General features: G+C 59.3%; 9 protein-coding genes and 1 pseudogene. 7 read left to right on the forward strand and 3 right to left on the reverse strand.

All coding sequences use genetic code 11. The features are described from left to right. Positions 1 to 119: 119 nt before the first annotated feature. The 6 genes from OCL88_RS12415 (at position 120) to OCL88_RS12440 (ending at position 8,970) form a co-directional block, all read left to right on the forward strand. Entirely contained in the window at positions 120 to 1,640 is a 1,521-nt protein-coding gene (locus tag OCL88_RS12415) for an APC family permease (protein ID WP_166186468.1), read from the forward strand. A 140-nt stretch (positions 1,641 to 1,780) separates the two neighbouring features. Beyond that, positions 1,781 to 3,157, forward strand: a complete 1,377-nt coding sequence (locus tag OCL88_RS12420; RefSeq protein ID WP_166186469.1) for an aspartate aminotransferase family protein — start codon at positions 1,781 to 1,783, stop codon at positions 3,155 to 3,157. Positions 3,158 to 3,318: 161 nt separating this feature from the next. Beyond that, on the forward strand, positions 3,319 to 4,425 hold the full coding sequence (locus OCL88_RS12425) for a Zn-dependent alcohol dehydrogenase (RefSeq protein WP_243542967.1): 1,107 nt from the start codon (positions 3,319 to 3,321) through the stop codon (positions 4,423 to 4,425). A 56-nt stretch (positions 4,426 to 4,481) separates the two neighbouring features. After that, a complete protein-coding gene (locus tag OCL88_RS12430; RefSeq protein ID WP_243542966.1) occupies positions 4,482 to 5,975 on the forward strand; it encodes an aldehyde dehydrogenase family protein in 1,494 nt (497 codons plus the stop codon). A gap of 148 nt (positions 5,976 to 6,123) precedes the next feature. Continuing rightward, entirely contained in the window at positions 6,124 to 7,395 is a 1,272-nt protein-coding gene (locus tag OCL88_RS12435; protein WP_243542965.1) for a M20 metallopeptidase family protein, read from the forward strand. Between the two features lie 672 nt (positions 7,396 to 8,067). After that, positions 8,068 to 8,970 (forward strand): hypothetical protein, encoded by a 903-nt coding sequence (locus OCL88_RS12440; RefSeq protein WP_243542964.1) that lies wholly within the window; start codon positions 8,068 to 8,070, stop codon positions 8,968 to 8,970. 91 nt (positions 8,971 to 9,061) lie between these two features. On the opposite strand, the gene OCL88_RS12445 is transcribed toward OCL88_RS12440, so the two are convergent. Further along, positions 9,062 to 11,362, reverse strand: coding sequence for a DUF262 domain-containing protein (locus tag OCL88_RS12445; protein WP_264962718.1), 2,301 nt, complete (start codon positions 11,360 to 11,362; stop codon positions 9,062 to 9,064). Then, entirely contained in the window at positions 11,359 to 13,101 is a 1,743-nt protein-coding gene (locus tag OCL88_RS12450; RefSeq protein ID WP_243542961.1) for a DUF262 domain-containing protein, read from the reverse strand. Before OCL88_RS12450 ends, OCL88_RS12445 begins: the two co-directional genes overlap by 4 nt. A gap of 117 nt (positions 13,102 to 13,218) precedes the next feature. On the opposite strand from OCL88_RS12450, the gene OCL88_RS12455 reads away from it, so the two are divergent. Continuing rightward, complete coding sequence (locus tag OCL88_RS12455; RefSeq protein WP_243542960.1) at positions 13,219 to 14,040, forward strand: hypothetical protein; 822 nt, start codon at positions 13,219 to 13,221, stop codon at positions 14,038 to 14,040. Positions 14,041 to 14,069: 29 nt separating this feature from the next. Here the strand turns inward: OCL88_RS12455 and OCL88_RS12460 are convergent. After that, positions 14,070 to 14,237, reverse strand: a pseudogene (locus tag OCL88_RS12460) (transposase); the annotation flags it as partial. Positions 14,238 to 14,286 lie beyond the last annotated feature (49 nt).

The following is a 14,286-nucleotide window of genomic DNA, read 5'->3' on the forward strand; positions in this document are numbered from 1 at the left end:
TTCACAGAAGGTGTGGCAAGGGGGCCACGACCTGAAAGTGGACCTTAGCGATGCTGCTCATTTCCTGCCCTGACGAAAGCATCGCGGGTAACTAGCTTCTAACGTCCGGGAGGGACGAATTGGCAACTAAAAATGTTGAATTTGAGCCGGTGGATGCGGGACCAAATGGAATCCTGAGCCCGGATAAACTACTGGGCCGCGGGCTCGGCGTCGGGTCCATCGTATTCATGGTCATCGCGGGTGCCGCACCGATGACAGCTGTCGTGGCGGGCTGGCCTGTGGTGGTGTCTGCCTCGGAAGGAACCGGCGGCCCGCTGTTTTTCCTGATCGCAACAGCGATCCTGTTTTTGTTCGCCGTGGGTTTCACGCGAATGACACCCCATGTGAAGAACGCGGGGGCCTTCTACTCGTACATTCAGACGGGTCTCGGCCGCGGCATGGGGCTCGGTGCATCAACCTTTGCCCTGGGCACGTACCTGCTGCTGTTTCTCGCGCTGTGTTCGTACCTGGGATCGGCGGCCCAGACCACTGTCCGTGATCTGGGTGGTCCGGATCTTCCCTGGTGGCTGTGCAGTTTGGTGCTGATGGCAATCTGCGGTGCCCTTGCTTACCGGGATGTGGAGCTCTCCGCCAAGGTGCTGGGCGTGGTTCTGGTCATCGAAACGGTCGTTCTGCTGGCAGTAAATATTGGTGTGGTGGTGCATGGCGGTGCAGAGGGGTTGAGCGCCGACTCGCTGTCGCCCGCGCGCCTGGGTGAAGGTGTACCCCCGCTGGGCGTAATGTTTGCTTTCTTCTCATTTATCGGCTTTGAAGCGACCGCTGTTTTCCGTAACGAAGCGCGGGACCCCGACCGGACCATTCCCCGTGCAACGTACATCGCTGTCCTCGGTGTCGGCATTTTTTACACCTTCACCGCATGGGCCATGCAGGCGGGCATTGGCGACAGCCAGATCGTCGAAGTGGCAACGGACGATCCAACCAGCATCGTGGTCGGTCTGGCTGGCAAGTACGTCTCGCCTATCCTTGCCACGCTTCTTCAGGTTTTCCTGATCAGCAGCCTCTTCGCGTGCATTCTGACGTTCCAGAACGTACTCACCCGCTACCTGTTCACCTTGGGATCGCAGGGTGTGCTGCCGGCAGGGCTTGGCACCGTCCATCCTCGCCACCGCGCTCCGTCAAAGGCCTCCTTAACCGTTTCGATCGTGGCGATTGCCCTGCTTGGGGTCGAGGCGCTGATTGGGCTTGACCCGGTGACGGAGGCCTACACCTGGTTCTCGGGTTCAGCAACACTTGGCGTGGTGGTTTTGATGGCTCTTACGTCATTTTCCGTGCTGGTGTTCTTCAGGAGGAAGGCAACAGGAAAGCTTTGGGCCACGCTGTTCGCCCCGGCTCTTGCGGTGACCGGTCTCGGTGGGATCGTCTTCCTGGTCCTGCAGAACTTCGGTCTACTTGTCGGCGGTGACCTCGCTGCAGGCATCCTGCTGTCGGTGATGGGAGCCCTGTTTGCCGGAGGTTTGGTGACCGCCCTGGTGATGCGTTCGAGGCGGCCTGATGCCTACGCCGCGCTTCTGCCGGCCGTCGTCGGCCAAGAGCGCGACCGGCAGAAAGCCGGAACCCCGCCACCGCGGAATAAGAGCTGAACACATCCCGCCTCCGGTGCGTGTGATGTCACCAATGACGACGCAGGCATCGGAGGCTCTGCCGCCGTGTCTGTCTCATTGAAGCCGACATGGGAGTGCCAGCAAAGACTGCCAAACCCCTAAAGGAGTTTTCCATATCCATGAGCGATCTGTTGAAGCAGACCATTGACAAGACGTACCCGGTAGTTACGCATGGCAAGGGAATCTACTTGTATGACTCAGACGGCCGGCAGTACCTGGACGGTTGCAGCGGAGCCATGACTGCGAACATCGGCCACGGGGTGGAAGACGTCGCAGAGGCGATGGAAAAGCAGTGCCGTCGTGTGGCCTTTACTTACCGGACGCAGTTCACCAATCTGCCCGCAGAGGCCCTGGCGCGGCGTCTCACCGACCTCGCCCCCGGCGACCTTGACTGGGCCTTCTTCGTCAACAGTGGATCAGAGGCGTCCGAGTTCGCCATTCGGACAGCGGTCAGCTACTGGCGGGACAGAGGCATCCTTGGCAAAGTCAAAGTCCTCGGCAGGAACATTAGCTACCACGGCATGACCATGGGGGCCCTCTCCATGTCCGGACACGCAGCGCGCCGCCCCGACTACGGGCCCTTATTGCATGCATTCTCCTTCGCCCCGCCCGCCTACGCATATCGCTTCGGGCAGCCGGGTGAAACCGAAGAAGCATACGCGCAGCGGGCTGCGACAGCCTTCGAAGATGCCATTCGGGATGAGGACCCTGACACGGTTGCAGCAGTCATCGTCGAACCAATCGTAGGAGCCGCCGGCGGAGTGCTGATACCTCCGGCCGGCTACCTCTCCCGACTGCGCGAAATCTGTGACCGGTTGAACGTGCTGCTGATCATTGATGAGGTCATCACGGGAATCGGGCGGACGGGCGACTGGTTCGCGAGTTCCCACGAGAACGTCGTGCCGGACCTTCTTCTTATCGGCAAAGGACTGAGTGCCGGTTATTACCCTGTTGCCGGCATCCTGCTGCGAAGCCATGTTGTCGAGGCGCTCAGGGAGGGCAGCGGCGTCGCACCGTTCGGGCACACCTTTTCAGGGAACCCCCTGGGGGCAGCCACATGTCTTGCGGTCCTGGACTTCATGGAAGGCAGGGACGTCCTCGCTAACGTTCGGCGGCGTGGGAAGCAGCTGGAAGCCGGCCTGCTATCTCTGGCAGCAAGGTACCCCTGTATGGCAGATGTCCGGGGCCGCGGCCTGCTGTGGGGCTTCGAGTTCATTATGGACCAGGAAAGCAGGGAGGCTCCCGATCCTGCCTTTGGAGCGGCCACCACCTTTGTGCAGGAATGCCTGGCCCAAGGACTCATTGTCTATCCTGCCGGGATCGCTCCGCTGAACAACGCCGCGATACTGTCGCCGCCCTTGGTGATCACCGAGGAAGAGACCCGAATACTGCTAACGAAGCTGGAGGAAGCCCTCCGTGCCATGGAACGTCACGTTAGGAGGTGGTCGGCTGTGGCTGGAAACAGGAGCGGATCCCGCGTCGGAATCGGACAGTGACTTCTTATCCCGGCCAGCCTGCTGGTCCTCATGGGCTGGGGTGGTCACCTTGCACATAGTGGTCGTAGAGGCTGTTCCCTCCACACACAGTTGAAACTCAGCCAAGGCTGAAGATGGTCGCAGCGACCGTCTCCAAGGGCCTCAACCATCAAGGAAGCCAAATGACTACACCGATTCTTGCCGCCGTGCTGGAAAAGCCCGGAACCCCTCTCCAGATCCGCGAGCTCCTGCTGGATGATCCGGAGGACCATGAAGTCCTCATCCGGACCGAGCGCGTGGGTCTTTGCCATAGCGATCTGCACTACCTGAAAGGCTCACTCGATATCTCCCTGCCGGCTGTCCTCGGACATGAAGTCGCAGGCGTTATCGAGCGCGTCGGCTCCGCCGTAACGAGAGTCAAGACGGGTGACCGGGTCGTCGCAACAGTCACGCCATCCTGTGGGGCATGCCGCAGCTGCATCAGCGGGCGCCCGACCCAGTGCGAACGAGTCGACTCGATGCGTGAGCGGCCCCGGCCCAGGCTCCTTTCACCTGATGGATCAAGCGTTGAGTCGCTCGGTGGTATCGGCGCCTTTGCAGAGGCCTTCCTCGTGAAAGAGGCATCGGTCGCAGTCGTTGGTTCGGATCTGCCTGCCCACGTTGCATGTCTTCTCGGTTGCTGCATCAGCACAGGAGTCGGCGCGGTCATTCACGGCGCAAAGGTAGGCCCAGAGGACACCGTTGCCGTGATCGGTTGCGGCGGTGTCGGAATAGCGGCCATTCAAGGTGCCAGGTTGGCGGGCGCACGACGAATCATTGCTATCGACGCCGCGCCGGCGAAGCTGGAACTTGCCCGCAACTTCGGCGCCACGGACACTGTTGCCGCCTCCCCTGATCCGAGGGAAACACTCAGCCAGGTCCGGTCGCTTCTTTCCCAAGGTGTTAGCCATGCAATCGAGGCGGTGGGCCGCAGCCAGACCGCCGAACTCGCCTTTTCGCTCCTGAGCCCGGGCGGAACCGCGACCATTCTCGGTCTCATGCCCACTGGGTCGGAACTGCGGATCCCCGCGGATGCTCTCGTCTACGGAGACCGACACCTGCAAGGCGCCTACATGGGGGCGAACCGGTTCCTCAGTGATGTCGACATGTTCACGGACCACTACCTGAACAACCGGCTGGACCTCGATGCAATGGTTACAAAGCAACTCCCCTTCGAACGCATCAACGAGGGATTCGAATCGATGGCGGAAGCGTCAACCATCCGCGTTGTGCTGACCATGACCGACTAAAACTCTGACCCGGACCACCCGTGGATCACAAACGAAAACCAGAGGAGCCAGCCAAAATGACTGCTGAAGGACTAGCACAACTGACTGATATCGCCCCCGACCTTGTCGAGCAACGCTCCTTTGTCGATGGCACCTGGCTGCAGCTCGAGGAAGTGGACCGCTACCTCACCGACCCGAATACCGGCGAACCCCGGCAGCCGATGCGCAAGACTGCCGACACTGATGTTGAGCGCGCCCTCGCCGCAGCGGCGACACTGCACAGGTCCTGGAAGCTTGAAGACATCAAACTCCGGGACCGTCTTGAGCTCCTGACGAAGGTAGCTGCAACTCTCGATGCCCAGAGCGAAGAAATCGCGCTCCAGGACAGCATCAACACCGGAGTCCCTATCCGGACCACCCGCCTGATTGCCGGTGCACTGGGAGACAGAGTCCGTGGAACTATTGCTGAAGCGGAACAGCTTGGGGAATCGGAGACACTTGACCATGACAGGTCTGTGGTCATCCTGCGCAAGCCCCTCGGCCCGGCCCTCATCGTCGGTCCTTGGAATGCCCCAACGTTCACCGTGGTCGGCAAGGTGGCCGCAGCCATGGCGGCCGGTTGCCCCGTCATCCTCAAACCCTCCGAGAACGCGCCCAGCGGTTGCCAGCTCTTCGCCGAGGCGATCGTGTCTGCCATGACGGAACTGAACTACCCGAGCGCCGCGTTTCAGCTCGTTCATGGCAATTCGGAGACAGGAGCACTGCTGACATCGGACCCCCGGATCGAAGCTCTTTCCTTCACTGGTGGCGATTCCGCAGGCCGCACAGTCGCGCAGGCCGCGGCATCGAATCTGGCGGTTATGCAGATGGAACTCGGATCCAACAATCCCGTGATCATTCTGGAGGATGCCGATGTCATCTCAGCGGCACAGTCCATCGTGCAGGGCATGACCCGTCTCAACGGCCAGTGGTGTGAGGCGCCCGGCAAGATATTGGTGGACGAGTCGATTCACGACAGTTTCGTTGAAGCTATGAGGTCCGAACTGAGTAAGCTTCGGGTCGGAAACGCTTTGGATGAGTCGACGCAAGTGGGCCCCTTGGCATTCCAGCGGCAGCGTGATGGTTTGAAAGCCTCAGTGCATCGGCTCCTCGAGCTGGGGGGAAAGCTCGTAACTGGCTGCGAGTTGCCCGACCTTGACGGCTGGTTCATGGCCCCGGGGATGATCGTCGGATGTGCCGCCGAGGCTGCAACGGAGGAGCTTTTCGGGCCGCTGGTAACCGTACATCCCGTGCACTCGGTGGAGGAGGCCCTTAGCCACGCAAACGGTCCCGCAACCGGTCTGGACGGCTATGTGTTCGGTGGCAACGAATCTAGGGCGGTGCAAGTGGCCTCCCGTATTCGTGCCGGTGAGGTCCGCATCAACGGCACCTTCATGAGCGACTTGGCCGGCAATTCCCGCCAAAGCTTCTGGGGTAGCAGCGGTATTGGAGGCCATGGTTCCCAGTACGGTGTGCGCTTTTTCACCGGCGACCGGGTCGTTGGCGTGGACAAAGCAAACCTCCCGCTCTAAAGGCTTCCGACCCCAGCAAGCAAAAGCCAGCCCCGGCGGGGCTTCCAGCAAAAGAATCCGGAACCGCGACCCGCAGCCAAGAAGCGGGTCTTCCCAGACTTCAGGAATGTGAGCGAGTCGGGGACGGTCGACACGAGAGAGTCCTTTAATGACAGATACTTCAACGACAGATGCGGGGCGTTTTTCATCGCTGAGTTTCCTTGAGGGCGCAACAGCAGTGATCCCTTCTTTCGGAAGCGACTTGGTTGATTTCCGCAGGGAAATGCATGCAGACCCTGAGGTTGGCCTGCACCTGCCCCGCACCCAGGCCCGGGTCCTTGAAGCGCTCAATGCTCTCGACCTCGAAGTAACCCTCGGAGAAGCAGCCTCCTCCGTGGTTGCGGTATTACGGGGAGGTGCCACCGGGGCCCCCCTCGGGGCCCGCCCAGCTGTACTGCTCAGAGGTGACATGGACGCACTTCCCGTCGCAGAAAAGACGGGATTGCCCTTTGCCTCGACCAATGGAGCGATGCATGCCTGCGGCCACGACCTGCATACGGCAGGCTTGATTGGTGCTGCCCGCTTGCTCTCGTCCGTACGTGAGAGCCTGACGGGTGACGTCATTTTCATGTTCCAACCGGGGGAAGAAGGGCATGACGGAGCGCGCATAATGCTGGAGGAAGGCGTTCTTGGCGCAGCAGGCAGGGGACCGGATGCGGCCTACGCCCTGCATGTCGTTTCGGACGTCCCGTCAGGCGTGTTCACAACCCGTGCCGGCTCCTACATGGCTGCCTTTGGCGAGCTGGCTGTCAAAGTTATCGGGCGTGGAGGGCATGGTTCTCGTCCTTTCCAGGCTCTGGACCCCATCCAGGTTGCTGCCGAAATGCTGGGCGCGCTACAGACCTACATCACGCGGCGATTCAACGTTTTTGATCCCGTTGTACTGTCCGTGGGTCAATTCCATGGCGGTTCCGCCTCTAATGTCATACCTGAATCGGCCGAATTCAGAGCCAGCGTCCGGTCTTTCAGCCAAAGTGTGGAAGCGCGGCTCGCACAGGAGTTGCCGGATCTTATCCGCCAACTTGCGGCAGCTCATCGATTGACAGCCGAGGCAACGTTCACTCCAATAATGCCGCCGACCGTTAATCACGACAGTGACGCGGAACTCTGGGGCAAGATTGCACGCACTTTCTTTGGAGAGCAGCGGTTTGTACAGAGTCCGTCCCCTAGGACCGGCTCTGACGATTTCTCCCGAGTCCTTGTGGAGGTCCCCGGAGCATACGGGCACCTCGGAGCAGGGTCTCCGGATATTGACCCCACAGAGTGGGCGCCCATGCACTCGCCCCGGGCAGTGTTTGACGACGGTGTCCTGGTCGACCACGCACAATTCCTTGCCGGCGTGGCGCTTGCAAAGCTCGAGGAGCTCGGGGTCATAGGGTAGCGTCGGGTGCAGCTTGTAGCTTCTCGGGCCGCCTGCGCCTCATTGAAGCAGGACGGGCTTTACAAGTGTTGGGAACGGGATAGCCCTGCAGTGACTGACTGCCAGACGAAGTGCTGCAAAAGAACATCAGGACGGATCGCCGGGGGTGAGTGCAGTCCCTTTGCTGTCTGAACCTTGGGAATCACTTCCACACAACTGGCCTAACGCGACGCGATGAAAAGACCTTGCAGGCGGACACGCCGAACTTCAGGTTCAGCTACACCCCAACCTGACGTCAGCCAGGTGGCCGGGAAGCGTCAGAGTAGAGCCCAAATCCCCTGTCACTGACAGATGCTCAGGGAAGCCTGAGAACACAACCTGACACCTTAGCGCTACTGATGTAGCGCGCGACATGTGTTCGCTTATCGGCTCACGGCAGCGCGTGACTCTGGCCCTCATCAAAGGAACAATCCCAGCCTTGTCGAGACTGACGAAGTGAGACGCTTTGCTTGGACGCGGCTGGCCCCAAACGGCCAGCCACGCGAATGGCCTCCACCCTCAGATGAGCCGTCCCATCAATGGATCCTTTATCAAGTTACGCACCCCGGTCACACCCCCTGATGAAATCTCGAGGCTAGTGACTCCCGAAACCTATGATCGAACTATCAATGGCTCGCATCCTCAGGGGGAATCATGGAGTACAGGAACGTTGTCGTTCTTGGGAAGCGTGGTTCGCCCGGGCCACTCGGCCTTGGGCAACCGAACGAGCGTCAGATGCGGATTCACGACGACAAGGGCGAGATTGTTCACCGCGAGCGGGTGCCCTCGAGCCATGATGTCTTCGACCATAGGGACCACGAAGTTATCGACAGGTTTATCAAGGCCGCCCACCACAAGCGCACCGGGGAATGGCAGGAGCCCCCCAGATACCAGGATGGGTCCATTCGGAGATGGGAGGAGGCCATCGCCCCGGTGGACCCGGCCAAGCGGATCCCCCGTAAGTGGCTGGCCTTCGTCGGGATCGGCATTGCCGTCCTGCTGTTTGTCGTATTCGGCAACATCGCCAACGAAAACGCCAAACGCCTGCCCAGCCAATCCGAGGCGACCTACTACTGCTTGGACCGCGTGATGGGTCAGCTCACGGTGCCATCGAAGGCCGCGTTCAGTGGCGAGAAGACCACCGGCTCGGGAAGGGACTGGACCACAACCGGGTTCGTCGAGGCCCAGAACGACCTCGGCTCCACGGTCCGGTACCGCTATGCGTGCTACATGAAGTACATGGCGACCACCGACACCTGGACGGGGAACGTGGATATCACACGAGCCCGCCCGGGGCGGGCGGATAAACGGCTGTTGGGACGTTCGGTGGGACCAGAGTGTGAGGCTTCCGGCGGCGAGGAGCATGTGCTGGCGGTTTTCGTGACTACGTCTTCTAACCTTCTAGCTGGATCGCTGTACACACCATTAGCAACGGGACACATCGGCGTCCGGATCACTCCCCCTCGGGCACTCGGTGTCTGCTGTTTCATCTATGGATCCATTGATGAGACGCCCAGCACGCCCTTAGTAGCGCGATTACTCCCTCGGCGGCGCTAACGAGGTCCGACGATTCTAGGTCAAATCACATAGTTGGAGATAAACTCTCAGGTTCCAAACAAATGCATGGGCGATTTTGGCGGGCATGGGCTCAGAATCCCGCTCCGACCAATGACCGCATGAGCGCGGCACCCAAGACGATCCGATCCTGCCCGTCGATCCGTTCTCCCTCTACCTCGATTTGGCGGATGGGGAGGAACCCCTCATCTGTTGCGCCGTGTTCCCGGCAAATAGCGTGAAAGCGGTTCGAGGCGTCGGCGTCCTGGGGTGCTGCAAGTTGAAACCCTTCTTCGACACATCGGATGCCACCACCGCTCCGCGAGAGCTGCAGCCACCGCGGCTCAGTCTCGTAACCTTTGAACCAGGGATCAATAAGCTGATCCTCGACGCCGCTGGCACGGTAAATCGCCAATAGGTAGGGGTCACGGTAATTGGCGCTTCCCGTCAGGGAGGCAGTGCGGAGCATACACATCGAGTAGCCCCAGATCCCTCGAGTTGGTCGGTGTTCGCCGTAGTAAATCCCGGTGTCGCCTTCACGCATTTCTGGGTAAGCGACCATGTAATAGCGCCAGTCAAGCCTGCCCGATGCACGACGGGAAGTAACAAAATCAGCGGCGACCCGCTTCAGGCTGCTGAGCGTTGACATTTGGGAGGCCGATACTTCGTCAAGCAGAGCAGCTAGTGCAGAACGCAGTTCAGCATTTCTCCCACGACCCGAGTGCGCGAACACTTCCCGCCATCGGGACGCCTGTTTCGCTGTACGTGTTCCGAATTGTCTGACTCGCCCGTTGCCGAGGTCGAAGCCATAGTCGCCTTTAGCGAGCAGTGCGGCAGCGAAGAATTCCCACACAGGCGTTTCGGTAACACGTTCGAATGCATCAGCGCGCGCAGGAAGCAGTGCGGGTTCCAGATCGAACGCGAAGACTCGACCGCGGAGAAGCGGATGGTCTTCAAGACGCTGGATCACTATCTCGACATCGGTACCGTAAAACGCTTGCTTTGCCTGCTCGTCACGAACTCTATCCGGGTTGAAGCCCCTAAGCTGCTCGAGCGGCCCGCCTTTGATTAAAAGCTCGACACCTAGAACGAGGTCAGTCATTCGAGCTTCACGGACCTCATCATCAGCCAAGTCGATGAGGTTACGCAGAACGCGAATCCGCTTCGCGAAATCCTCCGTCTGGTACTGCCGATGGACAAGCACTGCGAGAAGGAAAAGCGTCTCCGCCAAAGAGAATTGACGGTTCCGCCCCCGTTTCATGCCGTACCGACGTATACAGGCCGCAAACAAGTTGATGTCGGTGGTGTCGAACAGTGGGATCTTTTCCTGATCGGCCGCCATGTATGCGTTATCAGACTCGGTGAACACGCTCGCGAACACAGCTCCGATGTCTTCTACACCCACCCAGGTGTCGAACGCGTGTTCCAAGAAGTCCAAATTTGGTTCACGGCGTGGATTCGCGGATCCGAAAGCGCGTTCCGTGCGCTCAAGCAGGGTCGCGCCTTGCATTGTCTCACCATCCCGCCACTCGCACAGTTCGACAAGGAACTCGAAGTATCGAAGAAATTCATCGTCGATGATGTCGTCGCCGCCGTCGAACTGCCACAAGACGTCAGTCCAAGAGCCATCAATCTTGTGGATGATGCGGTCGAACCTCTCCGCGTCGGTCCCGTCGGCTAGTAGCTTCTCGAATCGAGCCTTAAAGTTTTCGAAGTTAGTCAGCGGTTTCCCGCGCGAGTTCATTTTGATGTACAGCTCATCCCCAGACGGCATGTCATCGATAGGGAGAAAGTAAAACGAAACGACCTGCCGGTCCTTGTCGACCAGACGCGACCATACCTTCTCGAGATCCAGATACCCCTGGCCGAGACGGTCATGGATGGCGTCCAACATGACGAGCATCGCTTGGACTGTCGGATCGTGCCGCCATGCATGGAGATACCAGGACTGGTTGGTGATCCATTCAGATGGTGTGGCGAAGTCGTCGGTCAGTGAATGCTCCGGATTTACCAATTGACGACAGAACAGCTCCGCTGTCGGACGCGTTGCATACGTCAGCTTAAGAATTCCTTCCGCATCCTCCAGCCGATCGGTTCGCGCCGCTACGTACCAGTGAAGGAGGAAGAGCGTGGTAAGCCGCTGCTGACCGTCCAACGGCTTGAGCGTCGAGTTCTCTATCTCGCCGTAAACGAAATCGAGATCCAGTGGGTCGTCACCGTCAACCGCCTCAATGACGGCGTCAAGGAAATCATGGCGAATCGCCTCGACAAGGGGCCCAAGTCTACCTTGCGCATAGTCTCGCTGGATGAGGGGAATTTCGATTCGCGCGACGCCAGGCATTTCTCCCGTTGCATGGCCGAACATCCCGGCAAACGTCGTCTTGTGTCCCCTCACGCGACAAACTCCTCTTCGTTGTACTCGGCGTCTCGTCTCAGATACGGCTGAACTGCTAAGAGAATTGCGTGCAAATACGAAGCTCGGTCCTGAACCCCCCAGAAATGAATCTGTTGGTCATCGGCGTCGGTGTAGTACTTCAGGAAAACGTTGCGGGTGCAAGGGGGGATGTAGGAACCTGTTTTGTCACGACCAATGATCTCCCTGCGCTTCACCTCGAATGTCGAGTTCGACAAGGCACTGTTATCACCGCTTGCAAGCAATGCAAGGTTGGAAATCCTATGCACACCTTCGTCGTCAGCGTTTCCTTCAGTAAGCGCCATTTCGACCAAGGCTTTGATCCGATCGAACTGGGTACCCACCGCGACGATTCGAGGGTCAGCGATCGCCGCTAGGACCTCATCGATTCCGGCCAGGAGGTTCCTACGAAGGCCCTCCTCGACGCCCGGGACGTCGCTGATAGCGTCGCGGTGCAGCCTGAGCCATTCGGTCCAGACTTTAGTGTCGCGTTTGAGGTCCAGTGCGTTCTGCGCGTGGATGTGTTCGAGCGACCAAACACCGCGGGAGTGCGCATGGAACGAGTAATGCTCCGTGGAGTCGGCACGCCGACGGACTGTCTCCACGTTCATCAGGAGGAGAACGTCCGAGCATTTCGAACCCGACTTCTGGTAGTCGAGGTCAGCGACTTCGTCGGCGTTGAGGTTCAAATGCTTGGCAATGAGTTCATCAAGCACGGCCTGGAGTGCTGGCCGAGTCAGCCCCGACACTGCGTGAAGAAGGCTCGCGAATGTATGTTTTCGGGACGCCACAAGGTACCCAACCTTGTGGAAGATGTCACGATCCTCGTACCAGCCGATGATGAGCGAGTGCAGCTTAACCACTTCGTCCCAGAATGCTTGAGGGTCATCGTCGATCATTGGCCGAAGCGTCTCGAACGTGTAGTACCGGGGCCGGTGCCCGTCGAACGGCGTGCCTCCGCGACGATCCGCAAGGGCATCCAAGATAAGGCTAATCCGCGTTGGTTCATCTTCAGGACGCGTGGTCACGAAGGACCAGACCTCAGGTACCCGTAGTTCACGTTCGAACTGGTCCCACTGAGCTGCCGTCTGCTCGCTGCGGTCAGAGAAGCCCGGACGATGCTGGAGTTTAGCAAGCAATTGAGCCTTAACGAGCTCGGCGTCCGAGAGTGGGATCCGCCCGACGTTCAAACGCGTGAAGAGCGCGATGGAATCAAGTTCCTTCGCAGCTTCATACCAAATCACTCGGACTGACTCGAAAAGGTAATCGTAGAACCGATTCGCGGCCCACTGCTTGCGGTGCCCATACTGATCAAACCACTGACTGATATGCGCGTAGGCGACGAATATGTGATGGAAGTCAATGTTCTCCCGTCTGCGCGATTCCGTCGGCTTGCTCAGGAAGTCCGCGCTTCCGCTTCGTGTCTCATACTCGATCGTGAATCCGGCCCCGGAGTTCTGGAGGCCCTCGCTCTGCATATATTGAAATATCAGGAACAAAGAGGTCAACCTCTGCTGACCGTCGATCAATTCCCATCTACCATCCGACATCGGCTTCACGACGATTGGCTGCAGGTAATAAGAGTCGCCGTTGCTCGCCCAAATGTCGTCGAGCAAGCGCCCCACTTCTTCGGTCCCCCATCGATAGCCGCGTTGATAGGCGGGAACAAAGAATGACCCTTCGATGTCTCCGACAGCACGTCGCTCGAGTATTGCGTCCATGCCCCCACCATATTCGAAGGCCTCGTCCTGCTAAGAGTACGTGGCGAACCATGGTCACATGGGGCTGCTATTGTTGGGTCGCTCCCAGGTAATTGGCATCTTCGAAAGGTAAGTCGCTTGGCTATTGATCTCATCGAGTGCTCAATCTGTCAGACAGACGAGCACGTCAAGCTGGTTGAGCGACTGACCGGAACGCAGAAGAAGCTCGGGTGCACATCCTGCGAACACGAATGGCTCCGAGGTGAACCTGCGCGTCAAAAGATCCAACTGCCGACCTTGGACGAGATCAAAAAGAAGTTTCCCAAACCAGGAGACGTCGATCCCGAAAAGCTCACTCGTGCCAACGAACTCAAGTCCGAGTTTCTCAGCCGCGAACCCGAGCCTGTACCCAACGTCGCCCCTTACTGGGCCAAATACCAGCAGTTGTTCAGCGCCGGAGGCCTGCTAAAAGCAGACCCACAGGATCTCAAGGACTTCGCCAACTCAAATGTCGGCGCGAACCCGGGGAACATGTCCGTCTTCAATGAAGCATGGAACGAAATGGGTCCCGACGCCGGCGCAGCAAGGGTCCGCAAAGCGGTCGAGTATCTGCTTCGGGGCACATCGCCGGTGGATCTGGAGGACCGCCTCACGGCCCTAATCAACGACACAACGCCCTACGGAATGAAGGGCTTCAAGGAGTCACTCCTCACGAAGGTCCTCTGCATCATCTATCCCGACCGGTACCTGACGATCCTCAAGTACACCGGAGAAGCAGGAAAGCGGGAGATTGCACGCTCCCTCTGGGGTATCGAACTGCCCGACCCCGAGAGAGTCGACTGGACCATTGGACGCCTCATCCTATGGAGCAATGACTTGTTGCTTGCCCTTCTCGGCGATGGCTTCCGGCACCAACAGCACGCGTCCGAATTTCTGTGGTGGGCCAAAGACAAGGCCTAGACCGCAGCACGATCAGGAGCTGCCCAGTGGGTCCGCTCCTGAGCCACCCACCGGCCCAGCACCTGCTCACCCAGCCCCAGCTCCCGAGCCACCGGCGCGACCGGCGCGACCGGCCTGCCAGTATCAATCACCAGCCGGGCAGCCTCCCGCCGATACTCCGGAGTGAATATACGTCGTGTCGTGCTCACAAGGAACACCTTCCCGCAGAATCCCAGGATCCCGCTACTTCAGGTGTCCACCAACAGA

Source organism: Paenarthrobacter sp. PAE-2 (assembly GCF_026013155.1).
Classification (GTDB): domain Bacteria; phylum Actinomycetota; class Actinomycetes; order Actinomycetales; family Micrococcaceae; genus Arthrobacter; species Arthrobacter ureafaciens.

What these genes read in the sequence shown, in the direction of transcription:
- OCL88_RS12420 (WP_166186469.1), top strand. Translation starts at nt 1,781, where the DNA reads ATGAGCGATCTGTTGAAGCAGACCATTGACAAGACGTACCCGGTAGTT.
- OCL88_RS12440 (WP_243542964.1), top strand. Translation starts at nt 8,068, where the DNA reads ATGGAGTACAGGAACGTTGTCGTTCTTGGGAAGCGTGGTTCGCCCGGG.
- OCL88_RS12425 (WP_243542967.1), top strand. Translation starts at nt 3,319, where the DNA reads ATGACTACACCGATTCTTGCCGCCGTGCTGGAAAAGCCCGGAACCCCT.
- OCL88_RS12450 (WP_243542961.1), bottom strand. Translation starts at nt 13,101, where the DNA reads ATGGACGCAATACTCGAGCGACGTGCTGTCGGAGACATCGAAGGGTCA.
- OCL88_RS12435 (WP_243542965.1), top strand. Translation starts at nt 6,124, where the DNA reads ATGACAGATACTTCAACGACAGATGCGGGGCGTTTTTCATCGCTGAGT.
- OCL88_RS12430 (WP_243542966.1), top strand. Translation starts at nt 4,482, where the DNA reads ATGACTGCTGAAGGACTAGCACAACTGACTGATATCGCCCCCGACCTT.